This window comes from Marinobacter salexigens, assembly GCF_002806945.1.
Classification (GTDB): domain Bacteria; phylum Pseudomonadota; class Gammaproteobacteria; order Pseudomonadales; family Oleiphilaceae; genus Marinobacter; species Marinobacter salexigens.
This window is the reverse complement of sequence record NZ_NIHC01000001.1, coordinates 45353-68463: the sequence shown is the minus strand read 5'-3', so window position 1 is coordinate 68463 and position 23111 is coordinate 45353. Positions and strand designations below refer to the sequence as shown.

Sequence of the window (23111 nt, the reverse complement as noted above, 5' to 3'; positions counted from 1 at the left end):
ACAGGGCATCAAAGAGGCTGAACAACATCCACCAAGCGGCCGGTCTCCAGCAGTTCAAGGAACTCGTCTCCCAAGCGCTCGCTTTCGGCAATAGCTTTCTGCCATGAACGCTCCCGGCCCCTGTCATCCCCCAAATAGCTTTCGAAATCTTTGCGGTCCGGGAGCTTGCCGTCTGGCAAGTGCTCCAGGTAATCCCTGGAAGGCGCTACCAGCAGCACATCTTGCAGGCGAGTCGCATCACCGCGGCGCCATGGCAGGGTTTTGTCAAACCAGCCAGGCACAATCCGATCGGTGAAGTGCGGATACAAAACCACGCCCGGTTGTTCATAAGGCAAGTCCAAGTGGTAATCCAGAAGCCCACCATCCCGGTATATACCATCCGGAGCGCCAGGAATATTCCGGACACCGGACATCACCATGGGTATGGACGCAGATGCCAGCAATGCAGCGTGCAAGTTATCGCGGTTCAGCGGCACTTCATGGCTTGGAAAGTCAGCCAGCGCCGACAATGGCGCCTTCAACCTGGCATCGTGAAGAATGCCACGCTCCATAAAACGCCCCAGGTGCCGCCGGCCAACAATATTGGCACTTATAGCGCTCATCAACCCGAAGCTCAGACGGGCTTTGGTATCCGGTTCCAGCATGCCAAGGCTGCGAACAACCACCACATTCAAACGGTACCAGGGATGACCAAGAATATAGTTCTCCCGGCCCCCAATCAGCTCTTCCAGGAACTGAACACTTTGACGGGTAACCTCCGCAGCACTGACGCCTTTTTCAAAACGCTGGGCAGTGTAGAGTTCCGCCAGCCGTGTAAGTTGTCCCCGGGGGTTGTCGGAAGAGGCTATGGCGGCAAACCGCCAGCTGCCTATAGACGAGCCAATCAGGGAACGCTCCTGCTCAACCCGGGGTAACCAATCACCAAAAATGGCTTTATCCAGGCCACTGAGCCCAAGCGCTTTGGGACCACCCGCCGCACCGGGTATAACGTGCACATCATCAGGCGTCAGGGGTTTTTCCTGCAGCCGCTGCAGGGTTCGACGGCCTGCCCGGATAGTCAGTGCCGGGGCGCGGGTATGGATGGCGGTCATGATGGCGCTCCTGTCAGCGTTCAGTACGATTAACAATCTGTTCAGATGAGGTGTGGATTTTAACGAAGTGGTCACCATGGGCCAACTTAACAAAACTAATACTATCGACGCCCAGATGCTTCAGCTTCTATGAAGAATACCCATGCTAGACTTGAACACACGCCCGGCAGCGAAAGCAGGGCGACAAAACAAAACAACGGGAGCATGCAGTGAACACGCCTACCTCTACTGATTCCCCGTCGAACAATCCCACTCTTGCGGTGCTCGGCTTCAAACGCCAGCTGGTTTGTCATCTGCACTTTTGGGCGTTCATTGCAGTGGCACCCCTTGTAATCGTGCAATGGCAGCAGCAGCATTTTTTGCTTTCAGGCCTGCTGGTTTTCTTCTGCCTCAATGCGCTTGCTGTAATTGCCTTATTGCGTTTTCGTGGTGTCTACTTCCTGGAAGGCCGGCTGTTTCCGCTGCTTGCGGTCGTGTGTGCCGCCTACTCAACCGCCATTAATGGGCATGCAGGCTTGTACTGGGCTTACCCAGCCGCATCTGCGCTGTTTTTCCTGCTGCCGCTTCGGGAAGCCATTGCCAGCAATGCCATTTTTGTCACTGTTATGGCTGTAGTTTCTTTCCTGAAGTTTCCTGAGGCGGATTTCTGGCGTATTACCTTCTCACTGGGCCTTACGTGCCTGTTCTCCATGATTTTCGCCTGGCTGGTGGGCAAGCTGCAAACCGAGTTAACCAGGCTGGCAACCACCGATCCACTTACCGGCTGCCTCAACCGATCCCAACTGGCTGACATCCTGAACGGTCAAATTCAGATGCGCGAACGCTACGGGCGGGTATCCAGTATGGTTCTGCTGGATCTGGATTATTTCAAGCTCATTAACGATCAATGGGGGCATCTGGCGGGGGACAAGGTGCTGAAAGAGCTGGCGCTGCGCCTGCGCAAACGCCTCAGGAAAAATGACCAGCTCTTTCGTATCGGCGGAGAGGAGTTCATGATCGTTTTGCCTGAAACCAGCCAGCACGAGGGCAACCTTCTTGCCCATCAATTGCTCTCGTGCATCAGTGCGAGGCCGTTTCTTGACGATATCAAGGTAACTGCCAGTGCCAGTATTGCTGAGGTCGGGAAGGGTGAAACCTGGTCTGTCTGGCTTAACCGTGCCGACCAAGCGCTATATGATGCAAAATCAAGGGGGCGTAATCAGGTCGTGAACGCAACCAGTTACGCAGTGGCTGGCTACCGGATCCCTGGCACTTCTCCAGCGCCCGTTGCCAGCTAGAGTCACCCACCGGTCACCGGCGTTTACGGAATTCTCTGTAAGCAGCGAATACCTCCCAAGGGCTCTCAAAATGGGGGTAGTGACCTACATTTTTCAGCTGCACCACGTCGGCATCCCGAATCATCTCCTGATAGCGCTGTGCCGTGGCGGCACCCGACACGGGATCTGCACTACCTGAAATAAGACGCATAGGCTGCCTGGCATTTTGCAGTGCCGACACCCAGCGATGGCGGTGGCACCGGCGCTCCTCCATGAACTGGATCAAATGATGCAGAATGCCGCGACCATTATTATAAACAAGCAGTTGCCAAAACCCGTCCATATCCTGGTGATCCGGGACACTTTTGCCTCCGAACAGCTTCAGAAAGCTGCGCTCGAAACTACGCCGGGTAAGCGCCCGGCTGATCAGCCCGCCCAGCGGGCTGCGCAACAAATTCTGGATCATCAGCGGGCTATGTACTTCCGGAAACAGGCCCCCGTTCAAAAAACACACACTGGCAATCTCGAAGGGCAACACGCCTTCCTGCTCTCGGGCCAGAAGCTCCTGGGCCACACTGCACCCGAAATCGTGGGCAAAAAGATGCACCGACTTCAGCTCAAGGCCTTCCAGCATCCCCTGGATCAGGTCTGACTGATCTTCAATGGTGTAGGCGTAATTGCGAGGCTTATCGGAGAAACCAAATCCCAGCATATCCAAAGCCAGCAGATGATTGTTCTGTACCAGCATGGGCCATAGCCGGTTCCAGTCCCAGCTTGCCGTAGGGAACCCGTGAATAAGTACCAGTGGTTCTCCCTGGCCCTCCATGCGACTGAATATCGCGTGGCCCTCGTAGCTAAACCATTTACCGTTTCGCTGCCATTCATCGAGTGCAACCATTCCACAGCCGGCGGGCGTTCCCTCCCCTGCACTCGGTATTTGCTGGTCCATGCGCTGTCCCCGATATACCTTCACAACCTGCGACTTTAGAATAAACCCGACTCGCCGGCCAGAGCCGCGCCATTACAACCAATAAACTACGCCTTGTAACGAGTCTTTTCCGTGCCCGGCGTCGTAAATCGTAGAGATACCGGGCAAATTCACTTAAGCTTTGTCCCTTATACCCTACCTCCGCATTTTCAAGAGAACCGGATAAGACTATGACCAAACCCCTTGACGACCTCGCGGGGCACTACCGCGCCATCATCAACGGACTGGGTGAAGATACTAACCGTGAAGGTTTGCAAGACACCCCAAAGCGCGCGGCCAAAGCCATGCAGTTTCTTACTCAGGGCTATCAACAGGATCTGGACGATCTCGTTAACAATGCCGTTTTTGAGTCGGCAATGGACGAGATGGTCGTAATACAGGATATCGAACTCTACAGCATGTGCGAGCACCATGTGTTGCCCTTTATCGGCAAGTGTCACATCGCTTACCTGCCCCAAGGGCGAGTTCTGGGTCTGTCCAAGTTCGCTCGCATTGTGGATATGTATGCACGCCGCCTGCAAATTCAGGAAAACCTGACTCGACAAATCGCCGGAGCGGTAGAGAGCGTTACCGATGCCAAAGGCGTGGCTGTGGTTATCGAAGCACAGCACATGTGCATGATGATGCGTGGCGTGGAAAAGCAAAACTCGAAAATGAAGACGTCGATGATGCTGGGCCAGTTCCGCAAATCCCAGGCAACGCGCACTGAGTTTTTTAATCTGATCAACAGCAATCGTTGATCAAAGGAAAGAGTCAGCTGGAGGCAACATGACAAAGGTTACCTGCAACCATCAGGCACGAGTTGAAATCAAGGACCTACTGCTGCGCGCCTACATTGGCATCAAGGAAGAGGAGATCAACAACCAGCAGGATGTAATCATCAATGTACGCCTGACTTACGATGCGACAGAAGCTATCAGCCGCAACGAAATTTCCGCTGCGCTCAACTATCGCACCATCACCAAGCAGATAATCGGCCATGTGGATGGCAATCGTTTTGCTCTCCTGGAGCGCTTGACTCACGAAGTCCTCAATATCGTAATGGAGCACACAGCCGTGCAGTGGGCCCAAGTGAAAGTCGATAAGCCTCACGCGCTGCGTTATACGGAGTCTGTGTCTATCCGTCTTGAGGCCCACCGCTAAATTAACACTGTTTATTTCGTACAAGAGGTGCATTTCCATGCCCAGCAACCAGCCCGATCAGATGCGCGCAATCCTTGAGCGCGTGCGTACAATTGCCCTGGTAGGTGCCAGCGAGAAAACTCACCGTCCCTCCTATGAAGTCATGGAGTATATGCAGAATCAGGGGTACCGTGTTATTCCGGTCAATCCGCGGCTGGCCGGTCAAAAGGTGCTGGGCGAAACGGTTTACCCTGACATCCTCTCTCTACCAGAGCCCGTGGACATGGTAGAACTGTTTTTGGCCCCGGAGCGCACGGATGCGGTGATTGACCAGGCTATTGAATTGAAGGTGCCTGTACTCTGGCTACAGATAGGCGTTATCAACGAATCGGGCGCTGCCAGAGCAGAGGCTGCCGGGCTGACGGTCGTTATGGATCGTTGCCCGAAACAGGAAATTCCACGTCAGGGCATTCCTGCAATCAAGGCTGGGCATTAAACAGGACAACCCCAATGTAATAATAACTAACGTTGGCCGGTCTTCAGCCGTTAAGATTGTGTGACCGGATTCTCATTCAACGGGGTAGCTCTTGGAACACTCATCTGCGCAAGGCGGGCATTTTCTGAAGCGCATGCTGCATCCTGCCTTTCCGGTTGCCATCTTTCTGATTTTTTTAATGATGGCATCCGGGCTCCGTTATGGCTTGATTCACCAGTACACAGGGCAAATACAGGCCAATCTTGAAAATGAAACCCGGAGCATGGCAAATAACCTGGAATGGGAGTTCAAATCCCATGCGGGTGCTATCCAGCGCATGGCGAAGCGGCTTGCAGCAGACCCGACAACGCCAGAACATGAGTGGCGTCAGGACGCTCGCAATTACCTCATGGATTTCCGAATTTATACCGTCATTGAATGGATAGACCGTGATTTTTTCATTCGCTGGCTTGAGCCTGTCTCACTGAATGAGACTGTTCTTGGTTTCAACGTTGGCTTCAATGAGCAGCGAAGACAAGCCCTCGCAGAAGCCCAACTCTCGGGCAATTACGACATTTCAGATGTACTTGAGCTTCGCCAGGGCGGCAAAGGCATTGTTATTTATGCGCCGGTTGGCAAGGGGGCAGAAAACAACGGGTTTATCGCCGGTGTTTTCAGGATGGAGATGTTGGCACAAGAGCTGTTATCTACCCGCGAACCTGAAATGTTCCGCGTTTCGCTTTTCAGCAAAGGCTCGGAGGTATACAGGCAGAACTCTTTCGACCGATCTGATGATTCCTTGTCTTACACCGTCCCCGTAGATCTCCCGACCCTGGACTGGCAACTCATGCTTGAGCCTTCACCGGATTGGGTAGCCAAACAATTCAGCCCCTGGCCACGCTGGACATTTATTGCGCTGCTACTCATGGGAGTGCTAACCAGCCTCGCGGTTCTTCTGGCACAGATCATCCTGAAGCGTAACCAGGCCCTGCTGACCACTCGCCAGGAGCTGGATGAAGAGATCGCACAGCGAAAAACCATCCAACAGGATCTGGTGCGGCTGGAATCAACGGATGTTCTTACCGGATTGGCAAACCGGCGATTTTTTATGGAAGACCTGGCTCACACACTGACCCTTGCCGATCGCCAGATGCGACAAGTCGCGCTCATAATGCTGGATCTTGACCGTTTTCAGATGCTGAATGACTCTCTTGGCCATCAGTTTGGCGATGAATTGCTGGTTCAGGTTGCCAAACGCTTGAATCTACTCAGTGATGAACGTGTTTCCGTTGCCTACTCCGGCGGTGATGAGTTCATGATCTGCCTGCAGTTTGTGGAAGACATTGACGAAATCATTCATCTTCTGGGGCTTATCAAGCAGTGTTTCGCGGCTCCTTTTGAGGTTCAGGATGAGGTTCACAGCATCACTTCTACCTTGGGCATTGCCGTGTACCCCCAGAGCGGGCTGGATGCAGACACTCTGCTACGCAATGCAGATATCGCTTTGTACCGTGCCAAGGATCAGGGTCGCAATACCTACCAGTTTTACACTGAAGGTATGCAAGAGCGCGAAGTGATGCGGCTGGAGCTGGAAAAGGAATTGAGCCAAGCTCTGTCCAACAATGAATTTGTTCTGCACTACCAGCCACAGTTAAATCTTGATACCGGTGAAATAACCAGTGTCGAAGCCCTTATTCGCTGGCAGCATCCCCGCAGAGGTTTACTTGCTCCGGGTGAGTTCATTCCACTTGCGGAAGAGAGCGGGCGAATTACAGATATTGGCCACTGGGTGGTGATGGCGGCCTGTCGCCAGTTGGCCGCGTGGAATGGCACTCGCTTTGGACACCTCAGGGTTGCCGTGAATTTGTCTGGCCGGGAACTGGATGACGAAAACCTGGTGGATCACATCCGCGATGCTTTGAATGCTGAGGGTATTCCGGCTGAACGGCTGGAAGTGGAGCTTACCGAAGAGATTTTCATTCAGAATATTGAACACAATCGGGATCAGCTGTCCCGTTTACACGATCTTGGTGTGCATCTGGCAATTGATGATTTCGGTGTAGGTTATTCTTCTTTAGCGTATCTGAGGGATTTCCCAGTAGACCTTCTGAAAATCGATCGTTCATTTATTACTGAAGTAACCGAGCGTCATGATGACGCGGTGATTACCCGAGCGGTGATCAATCTTGCCCACAACCTTGGTTTGAAAGTGGTGGCAGAAGGGGTGGAGACTCAAGCGCAACTGGACTTCCTTATGGGGCAGGGCTGTAATATGGCTCAAGGTTATTTGATCAGCCGTCCGGTTCCGGCCACTGAGCTGGAGAGAGCTTTGGTCGGTGGTACCTTAGAGAAGTTCGCGCTGGCTGAGCCACGATATGAAATTTGAATTTTCCAGGTAGGTTTTTATGGCCACGGGGTATCTGACACCGGAACAGGACACCAAGCTTCGCCGATGGGAGCGCTGGAACCGCAATTATTTTATTTTTGCGTTTGTGGCTCTGGTGATTATCCTGGTGTTCAGCAGTCAGCTTGGGCTGTCCAGTGGTGATGAATGGGGACCTTTGGGGTTTCTGCTGGTGGCTTTGATTACGCCCATTATCATTATGCAGTTGCGTCTGGCGTGCCCTGCTTGTGGCGTGAAGATTGGCTGGCAGGCCAAGCTGATGGCGCCTGATCAGTGCAAAAGCTGTGGTACTTTCCTTCGGGCGAAAAGCCCCTCTTCCTGAAAACCATTGACCTGTGAGTAGGTCATAGGTTTTAGGCTATCCTTAAGTTTCAAACACTCTCGGCTGTCCTGCTTTGGTGATAGCCGCGGCGGTGTGGGAGGCTTGTCCGAAAACCGCTGTGCATACGTCCCTGTACGCTTGCTCTCCGCCTTCCCTGGCTCCGAGCATTTTCGGACAAGCCTCCCACACCACCGCTCATTAACATTTGGCGATGCTGCTGGATATGAAAGTCAAAGAACTTGCTACCGCTGCAGGGGTTAACCCGGACACTGTTCGCTTCTATACACGCGAAGGGCTGCTTAAACCCACCCGGAACCCGGATAACAATTACCAGCATTACGATGCCGAGGATCTTCGGCGGCTGCGTTTTGCCCGCAAGGCACGGCAGCTTGGTTTTTCGCTCCCGGAAGTTCGGCAGATTCTCGATCAGGCAGATGATCACCACTCGCCCTGCCCTATGGTTCGGGATGTGTTTCAGCAGCGGCTGGCAGAGGTAGAGCGGGAAATTGAAGAGTTGCAGCAGCTGAGAAAACGGATGCAGGCGGCGCTGGGCGCTTGGCAGGATATGCCAGACGGCACACCGGATGGTCGAACTATCTGCCGCTTGATTGAACATTGGGATGACAACACTCCCGCAAAGCATGTTGAGGAGTAGATCGTTATGAGTGAAGCACCTGAGTTGCACACCACGTTGAGTATTTCCGGCGCGACCTGTCAGGGTTGCGTGAAAAAGATTCGGAATGCCCTGGAGCCACTTACCGGCGATGCGAGCCTGGTTGGGGTGAATCTGGACGATCAGACTGTCGCTCTGCCTGAGGGCATTGATACTACGGAAGCGGCAAGGGTTGTGTCGGATGCAGGCTTCCCTGCAGAACCGGTAGGTGCGGCCGAAAAGCCCGCCAGCTGTTGCGCGTCCAAGTCGAAAGAGTCGGGCTCGGAGCCAGATGTCGATTCGGGCGAGCAGGCCAAGGCGCCGGAGAGCAAGCCTCAAAAGCCAGCAGCGCCTGCGCAAGGTGACGACCAGGTGCTTCTGGCGGTCACCGGCGCGACCTGTGCTTCTTGTGTGAATACCATTGAGAAGGCTCTGAAGTCAGTGTCCGGCGTTACCCATGCCCATATGAACCTGGCGGACAATACCGCCACGGCAACCGGCGTGTCTGACTCGCAGGCTCTGATCAAGGCGGTGGAGAGTTCCGGTTACGGGGCCAGTGTGATTGAAGATGCCGATGCCGCAGACGATCAGAAGCAGGAAGAGGACAAGAAGCAGTATAGAACCCTGCTGATAAAAATGGCGGTCAGTCTGGGCCTGGGTGTTGCCATGATGGTTTATGGCATGACCTTTGGCTCGATGAATATCACCGAGGCGAATCAGGGTATCTGGCTTGGTCTCGGTGTGCTGACGTTCCTGGTTATGGCGGGCACCGGCGGGCACTTCTTTACCGGAGCCTGGAAGGCGTTCCGGCACCATAACGCCAATATGGATACGCTGATTGCGCTGGGTACGGGGACCGCGTGGCTGTATTCCATCACGGTTGTGAGCATTCCCGAGGCGTTGCCGGAGATGGCGCGGCATGTGTATTTTGAAGCCTCAGCCATGATTATCGGTTTGATCAATCTGGGCCAGGCACTGGAATTGCGAGCCAAGGGCAAGACGTCTGAGGCGGTTCGCCGGTTGCTGGATTTGCGGGCGAAGACGGCGCGGGTGATCCGGGATGGGCAGGAGCAGGACATTCCGGTAGAGGATGTGCAAAAGGGCGATCATATTCGCGTTCGCCCGGGTGAAAACCTGCCGGTGGACGGCCGGGTTATCGAAGGCAGCACCCGCATTGACGAAAGCATGCTCACCGGCGAACCCATGCCGGTAACCAAAACGGTGGATGACGAGGTATCCGCCGGTACGCTGAATACCCACGGCGCCATTGTTTATGAGGCCACCCATGTAGGTAGCGAAACCGCTTTGGCGCAGATTATCCACCTGGTGAAGAAAGCACAGGGCTCAAAACCGGCTATCGGCCGGCTGGCGGACAAGATATCCTCGGTGTTTGTGCCCAGTGTCATGCTCATCGCCGTGGCTTCGGCACTGGTCTGGTACAACGTAGGGCCGGAGCCTGCCGTTGTGCATATGATTATCGCAGCCACCACGATTCTGATTATTGCCTGCCCTTGCGCCTTGGGCCTGGCAACACCCATGTCGGTGATGGTGGGTGTTGGCAAGGCGGCGGAATACGGCGCGCTGATTCGGCAGGGGGATGCCCTGCAAACCGCAGGCAAGCTGGACCTGGTGATTCTGGATAAAACCGGCACCATCACTGAAGGCCATCCGGCGGTGACCAGCGTGCATGCGGTGAATGGCGATGAACAGGCGCTGCTGTCGCTGGCGGCAGGTCTGGAGCAGCATTCCGAGCACCCGCTGGCAGAAGCTATTGTGAATAAAGCAAAAGAGCAGAACGCAGAGCCGCTGAACGTTACCGGTTTTGAGGCCCTGAACGGCAAGGGCGTGGCGGGCGAATTTGAGGGTGAGCCGATTCGGCTCGGCAACCGCCGCTGGCTGGAGTCTGAAGGCCTGTCGCTGACGGACCTCGCCAAGGTTGAAGATTCTATTACCGAGCAGGCGGGCACGCCATTATTCCTGGCCCGGGGCAAAGAACTGCTGGGGGTCATGGGGGTGGCGGATGCCATCAAGCCGGATTCCGAAGCTGCTATTCAGCGCCTGCACGATGCCGGTATCCGGGTCATGATGGTAACCGGCGATATAGACGCCACCGCCAAGGCCATTTCGGAAAAGACCGGCATTGATGAATACCGCGCGGAAGTACTGCCGGAAGACAAAGCCGACATAGTGAATGAAATGCGCGCCAAGGGTTACACGGTTGCCATGGTGGGCGATGGCATTAACGACGCCCCTGCGCTGGCCGCATCCGATGTTGGCTTCGCCATAGGTACAGGCACCGACGTTGCTATAGAAAGTGCCGCCATCACCCTGATGCGCGGCTCTTTGCACGGGGTGCCGGATGCCATTGAGATCTCCCGGGCCACGGTGAAGAACATTCACCAGAACCTTTTCGGTGCGTTCATTTACAACACCTTGGGCATTCCCGTAGCTGCGGGCCTGCTCTACCCGATCTGGGGCGTATTGATGAGCCCGATTCTTGCGGGTGCCGCCATGTCGCTGTCTTCGGTCACCGTAGTAACCAACGCCAACCGGTTGCGCCTGTTTAAAACCAGTAGCAAACCGGCTCAAGCGCCAAGCGAACAATCAAAAGAGGAGCGGAACTGATGGAAACTATATTGGTCAATGCCGGTGGGCTTGTTCTGATGGTCGCCATCGTCTGGTGGTTCTGGCTTTCGTCATCCGGCAGCGACGCACCTGCACAAGATCACAGCCACCACTGAACACTACATCAAAGAGAGAAACACCATGAAAAAGCAGATTCTCGGAATGGCCCTGACCGCCACACTTGGCTTCAGCACACCTGTACTAGCCGCCGGCGCCGGACAGAGCATTCACGTATACAAATCACCCACCTGCGGCTGTTGCACCGCCTGGGTTGACCACATGGAAAGCAATGGCTTTGACGTGGAAACCACAGATACCCACGACATGAATCGCGTCAAGTTCGAAGCCGGAATCAGCCGCAATCTGGCCAGCTGCCACACGGCCTTTGTGGGCGACTATGTGATCGAAGGCCACGTGCCCGCCGCCGATATTCACAAGCTGATTGCCGACGCTCCGAAAGCCAGAGGCCTTGCTGTTCCCGGCATGCCAGCCGGCTCACCGGGTATGGAAATGGGCGATCGCAAAGACCATTACCAGGTGCTGATGTTTAACGATAAGGGCCAGACCAAGGTGTTTGCCGAGCATAACTAGCTCGGCTTTGCTAAAAATAGCTGATGGAAAGCAAGCGTAACGGGTCTGACTCGCATCGCCATAACCGTTATACTCCGCCCCATCATTCATTTTTTTAGCCAGGTTAACCCATGCTCAACGCCGACGCTCTCAGCCAGTTGCGCCAGCTAAAGTCTGACATTGAGGAAAGCAAAGTTGTTTTCCCCGGAACTGTTAAAGCCACCAACGGCCGCTTCGGATTCGTCGCACTGGATGAAGGGCGGGATGTATTCCTGCCACCGGAAGAAATGCAAAAAGTGCTCCCGGGTGACCGGGTCAATGTCACCGAACAGGAGGTGGAAAAAGGTAAGACCCAGGGAGTTGTGGACGAGCTTATCGAAAGCCGGCTCAGCACCTTTGTCGGGCGCTATCTGGTAAAGGGCAAAGGGCATTTTGTGGTGCCAGAAACCCCGGGCATCAACCGCTGGATTTTTATTCCGCCAAAAGAGCGCATGAACGCCCAGCCTGATGATTACCTGTACTGCTGCATGCACAAACACCCGATCAAGGATGGCAAGGGCCAGGCAAAGGTTCTGCGGGTGATTGGCAAAGCCGGCGAACCGGGCATTGAGCGCGCCCTGACTCTGGCTACCTTTGATCTTTCAGACACCTGGCCGGCCCCGGTTGTGGAGCAGGCAGAAAGTCTGAACGAGGCGTCCATTGAAGCCCTCGGCGACGGCCGGGAAGATCGCACAGACCGGGATTATGTAACCATCGACAGCCCCGCCACTCAGGACATGGACGACGCGCTGCTGGCCGAACCCAATGCCACTGGTTGGGCATTATCCATAGCCATTGCCGACCCGGCGGCAGTTATTGACCAAAAGAGCGCGGCCGAGCTGGAAGCCTTCAAGCGCGCCACCGCCATTTACTTCCCGGGCGACCCGCTGCCCATGCTTCCAGACACAATCAGCACTCGTCTATGCTCGCTGATGCCAGACGTAAAACGACTGGCTCTGGTGTGTGACCTGCAGGTCAATAACGACGGCAGCCTGGGTGATTACAGTTTTCATCAGGCCGTTATCAGCTCCAAGGGCAAACTCAGTTACGATCTGGTCTCCAACCTGATTGAAGGCCGCGAAGACGAAGACATCAAGGCTTTGCCGGATTCTGTGTGCAACAGTCTGGACCAACTCCACCAGGCCGCTACCGCATTGCGCAAATGGCGCAATGAACACGCTTTACTAAGCGGCGACCGCCCGGAATTCCGGCTAAGGCTGGATGAAAATCGGCGCATTCGCAGCATCGAGCCGTCGGTGCAGAATGAAGCGCACCGCTTGGTTGAGGAATGCATGGTTGCGGCCAACCGCTGCGCGGCGGACTTCCTGTCCAAGCAGGCGTCTGGCCTGTTTATCCAGCATCCGGGGCTCAGAGACGACCGCGCCGACAACGTGCGGGCATTGCTTGAAAGTTATGCCCCGCACCTGGCGGATATCGACGTTACCACGCCGGAAGGCTTTAAAACGCTGATGAAAGAGACGTCCACTCTGGAGGCGGAAGTGCCGGTGAAATCCATCCTCTCGCGCCAACTGGCCCGGGCCGAGCTGGCATTTACCGCAGCCCCGCACCAGGGCATGGGGCTGAGTGCCTACACCACATTCACGTCTCCGCTGCGCAAGTACTCTGATCTGTATGTTCACCGCATGATTAAAGCGGCGCTTTGGGATACCCCAATGAAAGCCCTGGGCACAGACGAACTGCAGACGCTCCAGAGCACGCAGTTCAAAGCACGACAGGCCGCCAACAGTCTGGAAATCTGGCTCAAGAGCGATTTTGCCAAAACACTGGGTGAAGATCCTCTGGATGGCGTAATCAGCCGAACTATTCCTGCAGGCTTTTTTGTACGGCTCGAATCCAATGGACTGGAAGGCTTTGTCAGCTGCAAGAGTCTTAACGGCAAGTACAGCTTTGATCCGGTAACACTGCGCCTTATTCACAACAAGAACGGGCGCACATTCCAACTGGATCAAGCGGTGAAAGTGAGCTTTTCCGGTGTGGAAGAGGAGCGTCGGCAGATCAACTTCAAACTGGTAGAAGCGGCTAAAATAGTAACGGCCACTGCCAGGGAGAGTGCGCCGGAGAGCGTAAAAGAGAGCGACGCCCGCAAAGGCTGACGTCGCTAGTACATACTAGGGGGCGAGCATTTCCTCAAGGCGGGCATCCTTGGCCTGCCACTGCTCGCCCAGCCAGTTCTTCACATTGCGCCTGTGCTCGGCGTCTGTCGCGTAATCCCGGCCTTTCAGGTGTTCGGGAATCGTCACAGTATGAATTTCCATTTTCACTTCCTTGACCCGGCCACAAATGAAGTCCCAGAAGGATGGCGCGCCGCCAGGATAGGCAATGGTGACATCAACCAGCGTCTGTATTGAATCACCCATAGTGTCCAGCACGAAAGCGGCACCCCCCGCTTTGGGTGTGAGCAGATGCTTGTAGCGTGATTTTTGTTTCGCGTGCTTAGCCGGAGTAAATCGGGTGCCTTCTACAAAGTTCATCACGCTCACCGGCGTATAACGGAACTTCTCGCAGGCACGGCGAGTGGCTTTAAGATCCTCCCCGCGCTTCTCCGGGTGCTTGATCAGATATTCCCGGGTGTACCGCTTCATGAACGGGAAATCCAATCCCCACCAAGCGAGCCCGATAACCGGCACCCATATCAGCTGTTGTTTCAAAAAGAACTTCAAAAAAGGTGCCCGGCGATTGAACACCCGCTGCATCGCAAAAATATCCACCCAACTCTGGTGGTTGCTGAGTACCAGGTACCAGCTTTCACGCTGCAGGTTCTCTGCACCCACAACCTGCCATTTCGTGCCATGGGTCAGTTTCATCCAGCCCGTGTTGCAGGCTACCCAAGACTCTGAAACCCAGATAATGATCTTGGTACAAAGTACCCGAAAGCCCTTATGTGGGATAATGAGCTTCAGCAGGGCTGGAATATAAAGCAACAAACACCAAAAAAGCGTGTTAATTGCTAACAAAATGGAGTTGAGCACACCAATAACGGGAGCAGGTAGGAAACTGAGCATACGGTTCCTGTTGTGATTATTTAGCCAGTGGTGAGCAATCATACCAATCAGCACCTGCTATGGGCAGTGGCTGATAGTGACCGCTTTGCCAACCAGAAGTGACAGCATTGCCATGGCGCTACCAAGTGTTTGGTATTAGCCTCACCTCTTTTATCACGGATCTTCCCGATGCCCAATATTATCAACGCCGCAACCGAAAAAGCTGCTGGGTTCGCACGACAAACATCTCGTTATGCCGGCAATGCCTTCGACCGCGTATTCCGCGCGGCAAGCCTGGTGCAAGCGGGGCAAACTCCTTTTGAAACGCTGCACACCGATGGCCTGGTCAGTTTGCGCTACTACCCGCCACTGCAAGACGATTTCATCGATCTAGATGGCATAACCATTCCCGTTGAGGCAAACCGGCATCGAACACCGGTGGTGATTGTTCCACCGCTGGCCGTAAACATGCTGATCTACGATCTTTTCCCCCAACGCAGCCTTGTGAGATTTTTGCGGGCGAAAGGCTTTGAGGTGTATCTCATAGATTGGGGCATGCCAACCCGGGCACATAGCCATTACAACTTGCATACCTATGTGGCAGAGCTCCTGCCCGCTTCCCTGGAAAGAGTTCGCCAACACAGTGGCGAACAGGAATTGTCGCTCCACGGTTGGAGCATGGGTGGCATGTTCACCCTGTTTTATTCAGCCTTGAGCAAAGACCAGCACATCCGCAATGCGATTATTCTGGGCTCACCCATCGACAGCCACGCATCTGGCATTCTGGGACTGTTGAACCAGCGCATGGCCGACGTTGCCGGAGCCATTTACAGGCGCACTGGCCTCCAGATTCACGACCTTCGCCCACACTGGTTCCACAGCCCGGGCTGGGCCAACACCATCGGCTTCAAGCTGACCAATCCCGTTGGTAGTTTCATGGGTTACTGGGAGCTACTTGTCCGCTTGGGCGACCGGGAGTTTGTGAGCAGCCATGCCACAACCTCTGCCTTTCTGGACCGCATGGTGGCTTACCCCGGCGGTGTTGTTCAGGACACAGTGGTTCGTATCTGGATAGACAACCAACTGTCCCGGGGCACCGTGCAAATTGGTGACGACGAAGCCCAACTGGCCAACATCAATGCCAACCTGTTTGCTGTAGCGGGCAGCGAAGACACCATGGTAACTCCGGATGCTGCCAAGAGCCTGATGGATCATGTCAGTTCAGTAGACAAAACATTCCGTGTTGCTCCGGGTGGTCACATGGGCATTCTGGCCGGAAGCAAAGCGCCCCGGGAAAGCTGGCTGGAAATCGCAGAGTGGTTAGCCCAGCGTTCAGATTGATGGCGCCCCCGGTTCCGACAACGGCGGTTGTGGATTACACTGCTACCCATGAACCTTATTGATACATTCAATCTTGATATCCGCGCACTCCACACCTTCGTGGCTGTTCTCGACGAAGGCAGCGTTTCCCGCGCGGCTATCAAGCTTGGCGTCAGCCAATCCGCCGTAAGCCACACGCTCGACCGCCTGCGTAAAGCCCTCGGCGACCCCCTGTTCGTCAAATCCGGGCGAGGCATTACCCCCACGCGCTATGCGGTTCAGGCTGGCTCCCACATTCGCCAGATCCTGGACGACCTGCACTCTCTGGCCTCCGGCCCACCCTTCACGCCAGAAACCACCGAAATATCCTTCACCATTGCAGCCAACGATTACGAGCGGGATTTGCTGCTGCCGCAACTGATGCAACGCCTACGTCTGCAAGCGCCTGGTGTTACGCTGCAGGTCATTGCTTCCGGCATTCCCACGGCAGACATGCTGCGCAAGAACATCTGCGACCTGATCATCTCACCCCACGCCCCCGAAGCCACCGACATAATGCAACGAGGGTTGATGGGGGATCGCATGGTGGTCTTTTACGACCCCAGCCAGCGCGAAGCCCCGGAGACAGTCACCGACTACCTGAAAGCCGACCACATCGCCCTGGTATTCGGCACCGGAGAAAAACCCGCCCTCGAAGCCGGATTATCCGCCCGCGGCCTGACCCGCCGAAACGTCATTACCGTCTCCAACTTCTCCGGCCTGCCGGAATTCCTCCGGGGCACTGACATGCTGGTTACCGCGCCTGAGCGCATGAGCAAACACTTACTTCGGGATTTTTCCTGGGTGCCCCTGCCCTTCACTTTCAAGCCTTTCACCCTGCTGATGGTGTGGCACCGCCGCAACCAAAACGACCCGGCGCACCGCTGGCTGAGAAACCAGGTGAATGCGGTAGCCGCCACCATGAATGGCCTGAACGACTAACTCATCTGTTTTGTTCATATATCTTATGAGCCGCACTGCCGTTATTTTTTAGCCGAACAACCCCTAGAATTCACTCCAAAGTTTGCCGCGAGCGTGCGGGCGAGCTTTCCAAAACCCTGCGGAGCCATGGATGGCGGAGCGGAGCCTACAAGGACGTATTCACGGCGTGTTTTGGAAAGCTCGCCCGCACGCTCGCCTCCCCCAAGGTATGAACAATAAATGCTAGCACTCACCAGTATATGGACCACCATACTGCTCGCCGCCGCCGTAGCCCTAGGCCCGCTGGCCACCGACATGTATTTGCCGGCATTGCCGCAAATCGGCAGCGACTTCGGCACAGGCACCAGCCAGGTACAGCTAACCCTGAGCCTCTACATGGCTGGCTTCGCCATAGCACAACTGGTGTGTGGCCCTTTGGCTGACCGCTTTGGCCGCAAACCCATCATGATTGGTGGCTTTGTAGTATTTGCGCTCGCCAGCATTGGCTGTGCGCTGGCCAGCAACATCGAAACCCTGATCCTGTGCCGCTTTTTACAAGCCTTGGGCGGGTCGACGGGCCCGGTTCTGGGCCGTGCCGCCATCCGGGACATTTACACCCCTCGCGAAGCCGCGAAAATCATGGCACTTCTGGCCAGCATCATGGCTCTTGCACCTGCTGTCGCACCTACACTCGGCGGCATCATGGTAGCCGCTTTAGGCTGGCACTCCATCTTCATCGCTCTGGGGGGCTATGCCCTGATCATGGCCTTCGTTGTCGCCTTCGGCATCCCCGAGCCCATGCGACCAGAATACCGCCAGCCCCTGAAGCTCTGCAGCCTGCTGCGGAACTATCGTGTCATAGGCACAGACATCAGCTTCTTGGGCTACACCCTGACCAACGCGCTCTTGTTCTCCGGATTGTTTGCATTCCTCTCCGGCTCCTCCTTCGTACTCATCGATTTTCTCAAAGTACCACCTCAACAATTCGGCCTGTATTTCGCCGGAATTGTCGCCGGCTATGTCACCGGCAACCTGTCCGCAATCCGTCTTGGCAGCCGCCTGGTGCCGGATCAGATTCTGGTTCGCGGGCTGATCGTTGCCGTTGCGGGTGGCAGCTTAATGGTGGCCTTGGCGCTGGCAGAAGTGTTCAGTGTATGGTCGATTATCCTGCCCCAAGCCGTGTTTATGGCAGGCACTGGAATGGTTATGCCCCAAACCATGGCAGGCGCCATGGCCAACTTCCCCCGCATGGCCGGATCTGCGTCTGCGCTGTTCGGTTTTGCGCAAATGGCCGTCGCCGCCTTTGCGGGCATGCTCGTAGGCATTCTGCACGATGGCACCTCACTGGTTATGGCAACCGCCATCGCCATCAGCGCCATCGCTGCACTGGCCAGCTACCTGCTACTGGTTCAGCGCCACCCCGCTCCCGGCTTTGAACCACAGGCAGCATCCAGCCGATAACCCTGCTCAAACACCCCGAAGGGATGCAATCTCATTGAAAATGGACTAAACAGGGTAAGCGGTTTCAAATTATTTCTGTTTCGCTATTTTCGCATCACCTTCTGTATCACCAAAGGAGCACTCCATGAGCACAGTCACTTTTGACGGCAACCCCATTGAACTGAGCGGTGAATTTCCAAAGGCCGGCGACACAGCACCCGCCTTCACACTCACCAGCAGCGGCCTGGAAGAAGTAACCCTCGACAACTGGGCAGGCAAACGCAAAATCCTGAACATCATCCCCAGTATCGACACAGGCGTGTGCGCCACATCTACCCGTAAATTCAACGAAAAAGCAGGTTCCCTCGACAACACCGTGGTACTGGTAGTCTCGGCCGACCTGCCTTTCGCTGCTTCACGCTTTTGCGGTGCCGAAGGCCTGAAAAATGTAGAAACCCTCTCCACCTTCCGGAACTACAGCTTCCAGCAGGATTACGGAGTAGCCCTGCAGGGCGGCCCGCTGGCCGGACTCTGTGCTCGCGCAGTGGTGGTTCTTGATGAGAACAACAAAGTTATCCACAGCCAGCTAGTGAGCGAAATCCACGACGAGCCAGACTACGACGCCGCACTGAAGGCTCTATAACCGCGAACATTCAGTCAGCCTGAATCTGGCCTAAGCACGTTAGAGAATAGTGCTCTGCAGGCTACAGCAGAGTACGGAGTCTGGCGGACGGCACGGCCTCCCCAGACTGTGCATTGCCATGGATGGCAATGCCAAGCCCCCACGGACGGGTTCACGGCGTGTCTGGGGAGGCCGTGCCGTCCGCCAGATCACCCCCCGAATCCAAAGATAAACCTGCTAGACTCAGTACCCCAGCCCAACACCAAGGCAACCCAAAAACCCGTGAGCAACACAACCCAAACCGCCAGCCTGCCCCGCCAGCTCTACACTATGACTTGGCCCATGCTGTTTGGCGCGCTCTCACTGATGACCTTCCAGCTCGCCGACAGCGCCTTCATCGGCCAGCTTGGCCGCGACCCCCTGGCGGCACTGGGCTTCACCCTCCCCATGCACCAGCTCATCATCGGGTTACAGGTAGGCTTGGGCATTGCCACCACCGCCATCATTTCACGCACACTCGGGCTAGGCGACGAACTCCGGGCGTTTCGCCTGGGCGGGCTTGTAATAACCGTTGGCAGCGCACTGGTCTTCGTGCTCTGTGTCGCCTTATGGCTGTTCCAAACCCCCATCATGACCGCCCTCGGCGCAGACGACACCCTGCTCCCCATGGTGCGCACTTACTGGGTACCCTGGCTATTCTCCGCCTGGATCGGCGCCTTTTTATACTTTGGCTACAGCATTTGCCGCTCCCATGGCGACACCAAACTACCCGGCTACATGATGGTGGCTACCAGCCTCACCAACATTGCCCTGGACCCGCTCTATATTTTTGTATTTGGCTGGGGCCTGCCCGGTGCCGCCTGGGCCACCGTCACCTCCTTTGGAATCGGCTGCCTGTTTATTTATCCCAAGCTGCTGAAGCGCGGCTGGGCCAGATTCGACCTTCGTGAGCTCGCCTTGGGCCGCGCCCTGAACCAACTCAACAGCATCATGGCACCTGCCATGGTCAGCCAGCTGATGCCACCCGTTTCCGCCATGTTGGCAACGGCCTTGGTGGCCGGCTTCGGATCCGCTGCGGTTGCAGCCTGGGGCTTGGGCACGCGCCTGGAATTCTTTTCTATCGTTGTCGTACTCGCACTCACCATGTCCATGCCACCCATGATCGGCCGCATGTTGGGTGCTGGTGAAATAGAACAGATCCGTAAACTGGTACGAATTGCGGTGCGCTTTGTGGTGGGCTGGCAACTGGCCATTGGCCTGCTCTGGCTGATCGCCTCTGGCCTGGTATCTGAACTGTTCAGCAGTGATCAGCAAGTTCAGGAAGTTCTTGCCGCCTATCTGGTGCGGGTGCCACTCAGCTACAGCGGCTTGGGCATATGCATGCTGATGGTGTCTATCTGCAACGCCCTTGGCCTTGCCGTGCGGGCGTTGCTGGTTTCAATGCTGCGGTTGTTTGTGTGCTTCCTGCCATTGCTGTGGCTCGGCAGCCAAATCAACGGCATTCATGGCTTGATGAGCGGTGCGCTGGTAGGCAATCTGCTTGCTGGTGCGATGGCCTACAGCTTCTATCGCACCGGAATGAAACAGCTCCGCCAAGGTGCCTCAGGCAAAGCGTGACCGGAAGCTTTCTGGTACGGGAGTCACTTTCTTCTGGAGGTAATCAAAGAATACAAACCCGTACTTTGCCAGTGCAACTGCCTGATCGTTCTCGACTTTGGTTACCCGGAACACAAAATCCCCGCCGTATTTATTAAAATCCATAACACCCACTTCAAAACGCAACATTTCCGGAAAGAAGGATTCTGACTGATACATGGTCGCCAGATCCGTCACAATAATGCCTTGGCCGCTGCTGTCACCCTCGGAAATGCCGTAATTGATCAAAAACTGGGCCCTTGCTTCCGACAGCATCGAAACCAGCGCATCGTTACCCAGGTGATTAGCACCGTTGATATCCGTTGTTCGAACCTGCAGAAGGGTTTCAAAGCAGAACACATCATCGGGGAAAGAAAGCTTGATTCGGGCCACTTCAGGTACCTATATAGCCAATATGGCAAAGAGTCATCTACGACTCTGAATGATACTCTCTTGTGCAGCGGTGTTCATCTCAATGATCTTGTTGCAAAAATCGGTTATTGTCATTGCTGTTCTTTTTAGCGCTGAATTCAGCCTTTGCGTGCTGCATGTAAAGGCAAGTTGAGGTTACCGTTGTGAATAATGGAAAGTCTATGGATATTCGCCCTGCGGCCACTCTGGCACTGGTAAGAGATACCTCCGAAGGTATTGAGGTACTGCTGTTACAACGTACCTGGAGCGCCGTTTTTCTGCCCGGCTTTTACGTTTTCCCCGGCGGGGCGGTAGATCAACAGGAATCTCGTGGGCGTCAGCATGCCGCTGGCCTGAAAGACACAGAAATCAGCCATACCATGAGCCTGAGTGAGGGCGGCGCAGATTATATGCTGGCGGCCGTCCGCGAATGCTTTGAAGAAGCCGGTGTGTTGGTGGCTATCGATTCCGAGCGGCAGGTCATCGGCGAAGACCACCCCGCCCACGATGATCGTGAGGCTGTGTTCAGAGGCGAGCTGTCCCTGGCCGAACTGTGCCAGCGCCACCAACTTACAATCCCCCTCGACAGACTGGCTTACCTGAGCCACTGGATTACCCCTCCCGGCCCTCCCCGGCGCTTTGACACCCGGTTTTTCGTGACCGAAGCGCCAGATAACCAGTACGTGAGCCATGATGGAGAGGAAACCATAGATCACGTATGGATCCGCCCCGAACAGGCGCTTAAGGAACAGCGTGATGGCACGCGCCTGATGACGCTACCGACCCTTGGAACTCTCAGGGTTCTGCGCGACTTTGATTCTGTCGAAAACCTCATGCGTTATGCTTGGGCAAATCCTCCCGAACCCTTCCCGAACCAGCCCTGGCCCGCGATTCGTCGTGGCAAGCCGGTGTTTTTGGAGCCGGATTCCCCCGCTTACGCAGAAGCCGTCAAGCTGGACCCAGAGGGAGAAGGCAGCACGAAAGCAGAGATAGTGCCTGGTGACGTTGTTGAAGTTGCATCAGGTGTCATCCGCCTTACCGCACCCAACCCCGGCGTTATGACCGGCCCGGGCACCAACACCTACATTCTGGGCCACGAACGCTTTACAGTACTCGACCCCGGCCCAAACCATGCCGCGCACATAGAGCGTATTCTTGAGGTGACGGAAGGCAAAATCGATTCGGTTGTGGTCACCCATACGCACCTGGACCACTCTCCGGGCACTCAGGCGCTGAAGGAGAAAACAGGCTGCCGGGTTTATGGCCGATCTGCGCCGGAAGGCCCGGGCCAGGACCAGAAATTCGCGCCTGACCAACAACCTGAACACGGTGATCTGATCAAAACTGATGCGGGCACTCTCAAGGTATTGCACACGCCGGGGCACGCCTCTAATCACCTTTGCTTCCTGTTAGAGGATCAGCAGCTGTTGTTCTCGGGGGACCACATCATGCAGGGCTCAACGGTGGTAATAAACCCGCCGGACGGAGACATGAAGGCCTACCTGGAATCTCTTTACGACCTGTTGGCCGAACAAATCCGTTTCATCGCACCGGCCCACGGTTTCGTGATGGGACAACCACAAGCCATCATCGACTACCTGATCACCCATCGAATGGCCAGGGAGCACAAGATTGCGCGTGCACTCGAAATGCTTTCACCAGTGAACCTGAAAGACCTCACCAGCAAAGCCTATGGTGATGTGCCAACCGCCATCCATGGCGTTGCAGCCCGTTCAGCGCTGGCCCATTTGTTGAAGCTGGAGGCCGATGGCCGGGCCTTGCAGGAAGATGGGCTCTGGCAAGCCACAAAGTCCATCTGACCCCTTCCCATAGGCAGGCGTTCAAGGCGCCTGCCTATGTCTATTTTTTGGCAATTATATACACCGCGTGCACTATGCCGGGGATATAACCCAGAATCGTCAGCAGTATGTTGATCCAGAAGTGTTTTCCGATACCCACCTGCAAAAAAACACCCAACGGCGGTAACAGAATGGCAATAATAATTCGCAAAAAGTCCATATAGTTCACTTCCTCTGTCAGATATAACGGATAGTTCAAGCTCGCATCTACTTCGCGACCATAACTACTATTGGCAACAATGTTCATGGCCACACCATGAAAATGGCATTAAACCTTTGTTATTGCCATATTCATGACCCTTGGCGAAGCTTTATCCT

General features: G+C 55.3%; 21 protein-coding genes. 16 read left to right on the top strand and 5 right to left on the bottom strand.

The features are described from left to right. Positions 1-8: 8 nt before the first annotated feature. Complete coding sequence (locus CDH47_RS00350; protein ID WP_100637855.1) at positions 9-1091, bottom strand: patatin-like phospholipase family protein; 1083 nt, start codon at positions 1089-1091, stop codon at positions 9-11. A gap of 209 nt (positions 1092-1300) precedes the next feature. Between CDH47_RS00350 and CDH47_RS00345 the strand changes: the two genes are divergently transcribed. Next, the gene (locus CDH47_RS00345; protein ID WP_100637854.1) at positions 1301-2368 is read left to right on the top strand and encodes a GGDEF domain-containing protein; all 1068 of its coding nucleotides are present in this window, start codon (positions 1301-1303) and stop codon (positions 2366-2368) included. A 13-nt stretch (positions 2369-2381) separates the two neighbouring features. Here the strand turns inward: CDH47_RS00345 and CDH47_RS00340 are convergent, their stop codons facing one another. Then, positions 2382-3296 carry an alpha/beta fold hydrolase gene (locus tag CDH47_RS00340; protein ID WP_100637853.1) on the bottom strand — a complete coding sequence of 305 codons (915 nt, stop codon included), beginning with the start codon at positions 3294-3296 and terminating at the stop codon, positions 2382-2384. Between the two features lie 209 nt (positions 3297-3505). On the opposite strand from CDH47_RS00340, the gene folE reads away from it, so the two are divergent. The 9 genes from folE to CDH47_RS00295 all read left to right on the top strand — a co-directional run bounded on the left by folE (position 3506) and on the right by CDH47_RS00295 (position 13658). Then, a complete protein-coding gene (gene folE, locus CDH47_RS00335) occupies positions 3506-4075 on the top strand; it encodes a GTP cyclohydrolase I FolE (RefSeq protein WP_100637852.1) in 570 nt (189 codons plus the stop codon). 28 nt (positions 4076-4103) lie between these two features. Beyond that, positions 4104-4478 (top strand): dihydroneopterin triphosphate 2'-epimerase, encoded by a 375-nt coding sequence (gene folX / locus CDH47_RS00330; RefSeq protein WP_100637851.1) that lies wholly within the window; start codon positions 4104-4106, stop codon positions 4476-4478. 37 nt (positions 4479-4515) lie between these two features. After that, positions 4516-4953: a CoA-binding protein gene (locus CDH47_RS00325; protein ID WP_100637850.1), complete on the top strand. Its 438-nt coding sequence runs from the start codon at positions 4516-4518 to the stop codon at positions 4951-4953. Positions 4954-5086: 133 nt separating this feature from the next. Further along, the gene (locus CDH47_RS00320) at positions 5087-7318 is read left to right on the top strand and encodes a putative bifunctional diguanylate cyclase/phosphodiesterase (protein ID WP_100637849.1); all 2232 of its coding nucleotides are present in this window, start codon (positions 5087-5089) and stop codon (positions 7316-7318) included. A 19-nt stretch (positions 7319-7337) separates the two neighbouring features. Further along, positions 7338-7658 carry a hypothetical protein gene (locus tag CDH47_RS00315; RefSeq protein WP_100637848.1) on the top strand — a complete coding sequence of 107 codons (321 nt, stop codon included), beginning with the start codon at positions 7338-7340 and terminating at the stop codon, positions 7656-7658. A 223-nt stretch (positions 7659-7881) separates the two neighbouring features. Next, the gene (locus CDH47_RS00310) at positions 7882-8313 is read left to right on the top strand and encodes a MerR family transcriptional regulator (RefSeq protein ID WP_100638700.1); all 432 of its coding nucleotides are present in this window, start codon (positions 7882-7884) and stop codon (positions 8311-8313) included. A 6-nt stretch (positions 8314-8319) separates the two neighbouring features. Continuing rightward, positions 8320-10935 carry a heavy metal translocating P-type ATPase gene (locus tag CDH47_RS00305; RefSeq protein ID WP_100637847.1) on the top strand — a complete coding sequence of 872 codons (2616 nt, stop codon included), beginning with the start codon at positions 8320-8322 and terminating at the stop codon, positions 10933-10935. Positions 10936-11076: 141 nt separating this feature from the next. After that, positions 11077-11526 (top strand): DUF411 domain-containing protein, encoded by a 450-nt coding sequence (locus CDH47_RS00300; protein ID WP_100637846.1) that lies wholly within the window; start codon positions 11077-11079, stop codon positions 11524-11526. Between the two features lie 110 nt (positions 11527-11636). Continuing rightward, entirely contained in the window at positions 11637-13658 is a 2022-nt protein-coding gene (locus CDH47_RS00295) for a VacB/RNase II family 3'-5' exoribonuclease (protein WP_100637845.1), read from the top strand. 15 nt (positions 13659-13673) lie between these two features. On the opposite strand, the gene CDH47_RS00290 is transcribed toward CDH47_RS00295, so the two are convergent. Then, a complete protein-coding gene (locus CDH47_RS00290; RefSeq protein WP_100637844.1) occupies positions 13674-14567 on the bottom strand; it encodes an acyltransferase in 894 nt (297 codons plus the stop codon). 168 nt (positions 14568-14735) lie between these two features. Here CDH47_RS00290 and CDH47_RS00285 point away from each other — a divergent pair, with 168 nt between their 5' ends. The 5 genes from CDH47_RS00285 to CDH47_RS00265 all read left to right on the top strand — a co-directional run bounded on the left by CDH47_RS00285 (position 14736) and on the right by CDH47_RS00265 (position 20505). Beyond that, positions 14736-15887: an alpha/beta fold hydrolase gene (locus CDH47_RS00285; protein WP_100637843.1), complete on the top strand. Its 1152-nt coding sequence runs from the start codon at positions 14736-14738 to the stop codon at positions 15885-15887. A gap of 48 nt (positions 15888-15935) precedes the next feature. Further along, positions 15936-16847: a LysR family transcriptional regulator gene (locus tag CDH47_RS00280; protein ID WP_100637842.1), complete on the top strand. Its 912-nt coding sequence runs from the start codon at positions 15936-15938 to the stop codon at positions 16845-16847. A gap of 219 nt (positions 16848-17066) precedes the next feature. Then, a complete protein-coding gene (locus tag CDH47_RS00275; RefSeq protein WP_100637841.1) occupies positions 17067-18287 on the top strand; it encodes a multidrug effflux MFS transporter in 1221 nt (406 codons plus the stop codon). 124 nt (positions 18288-18411) lie between these two features. Beyond that, entirely contained in the window at positions 18412-18909 is a 498-nt protein-coding gene (gene tpx, locus CDH47_RS00270; RefSeq protein WP_100637840.1) for a thiol peroxidase, read from the top strand. 309 nt (positions 18910-19218) lie between these two features. Continuing rightward, the gene (locus CDH47_RS00265; protein WP_100638699.1) at positions 19219-20505 is read left to right on the top strand and encodes an MATE family efflux transporter; all 1287 of its coding nucleotides are present in this window, start codon (positions 19219-19221) and stop codon (positions 20503-20505) included. Here the strand turns inward: CDH47_RS00265 and CDH47_RS00260 are convergent. After that, a complete protein-coding gene (locus CDH47_RS00260; protein ID WP_100637839.1) occupies positions 20491-20916 on the bottom strand; it encodes a thioesterase family protein in 426 nt (141 codons plus the stop codon). The genes CDH47_RS00265 and CDH47_RS00260 overlap by 15 nt on opposite strands. A 200-nt stretch (positions 20917-21116) precedes the next feature. Between CDH47_RS00260 and CDH47_RS00255 the strand changes: the two genes are divergently transcribed. Continuing rightward, complete coding sequence (locus CDH47_RS00255; RefSeq protein WP_100637838.1) at positions 21117-22754, top strand: MBL fold metallo-hydrolase; 1638 nt, start codon at positions 21117-21119, stop codon at positions 22752-22754. Positions 22755-22794: 40 nt separating this feature from the next. Here the strand turns inward: CDH47_RS00255 and CDH47_RS00250 are convergent, their stop codons facing one another. Beyond that, positions 22795-22953 carry a YqaE/Pmp3 family membrane protein gene (locus CDH47_RS00250; RefSeq protein ID WP_100638698.1) on the bottom strand — a complete coding sequence of 53 codons (159 nt, stop codon included), beginning with the start codon at positions 22951-22953 and terminating at the stop codon, positions 22795-22797. Between the last annotated feature and the right edge of the window lie 158 nt (positions 22954-23111).

Bases quoted from the DNA above. Each gene is read 5' to 3' on its own strand.
- tpx (WP_100637840.1), top strand. From the start codon at position 18,412: ATGAGCACAGTCACTTTTGACGGCAACCCCATTGAACTGAGCGGTGAA.
- CDH47_RS00275 (WP_100637841.1), top strand. From the start codon at position 17,067: ATGCTAGCACTCACCAGTATATGGACCACCATACTGCTCGCCGCCGCC.
- folX (WP_100637851.1), top strand. From the start codon at position 4,104: ATGACAAAGGTTACCTGCAACCATCAGGCACGAGTTGAAATCAAGGAC.
- CDH47_RS00300 (WP_100637846.1), top strand. From the start codon at position 11,077: ATGAAAAAGCAGATTCTCGGAATGGCCCTGACCGCCACACTTGGCTTC.
- CDH47_RS00265 (WP_100638699.1), top strand. From the start codon at position 19,219: ATGACTTGGCCCATGCTGTTTGGCGCGCTCTCACTGATGACCTTCCAG.
- CDH47_RS00310 (WP_100638700.1), top strand. From the start codon at position 7,882: ATGAAAGTCAAAGAACTTGCTACCGCTGCAGGGGTTAACCCGGACACT.
- CDH47_RS00350 (WP_100637855.1), bottom strand. From the start codon at position 1,091: ATGACCGCCATCCATACCCGCGCCCCGGCACTGACTATCCGGGCAGGC.
- CDH47_RS00255 (WP_100637838.1), top strand. From the start codon at position 21,117: ATGGATATTCGCCCTGCGGCCACTCTGGCACTGGTAAGAGATACCTCC.
- CDH47_RS00295 (WP_100637845.1), top strand. From the start codon at position 11,637: ATGCTCAACGCCGACGCTCTCAGCCAGTTGCGCCAGCTAAAGTCTGAC.
- CDH47_RS00250 (WP_100638698.1), bottom strand. From the start codon at position 22,953: ATGGACTTTTTGCGAATTATTATTGCCATTCTGTTACCGCCGTTGGGT.
- CDH47_RS00305 (WP_100637847.1), top strand. From the start codon at position 8,320: ATGAGTGAAGCACCTGAGTTGCACACCACGTTGAGTATTTCCGGCGCG.
- CDH47_RS00315 (WP_100637848.1), top strand. From the start codon at position 7,338: ATGGCCACGGGGTATCTGACACCGGAACAGGACACCAAGCTTCGCCGA.
- CDH47_RS00325 (WP_100637850.1), top strand. From the start codon at position 4,516: ATGCCCAGCAACCAGCCCGATCAGATGCGCGCAATCCTTGAGCGCGTG.
- CDH47_RS00340 (WP_100637853.1), bottom strand. From the start codon at position 3,296: ATGGACCAGCAAATACCGAGTGCAGGGGAGGGAACGCCCGCCGGCTGT.
- CDH47_RS00290 (WP_100637844.1), bottom strand. From the start codon at position 14,567: ATGCTCAGTTTCCTACCTGCTCCCGTTATTGGTGTGCTCAACTCCATT.
- CDH47_RS00320 (WP_100637849.1), top strand. From the start codon at position 5,087: ATGCTGCATCCTGCCTTTCCGGTTGCCATCTTTCTGATTTTTTTAATG.
- CDH47_RS00280 (WP_100637842.1), top strand. From the start codon at position 15,936: ATGAACCTTATTGATACATTCAATCTTGATATCCGCGCACTCCACACC.
- folE (WP_100637852.1), top strand. From the start codon at position 3,506: ATGACCAAACCCCTTGACGACCTCGCGGGGCACTACCGCGCCATCATC.
- CDH47_RS00285 (WP_100637843.1), top strand. From the start codon at position 14,736: ATGCCCAATATTATCAACGCCGCAACCGAAAAAGCTGCTGGGTTCGCA.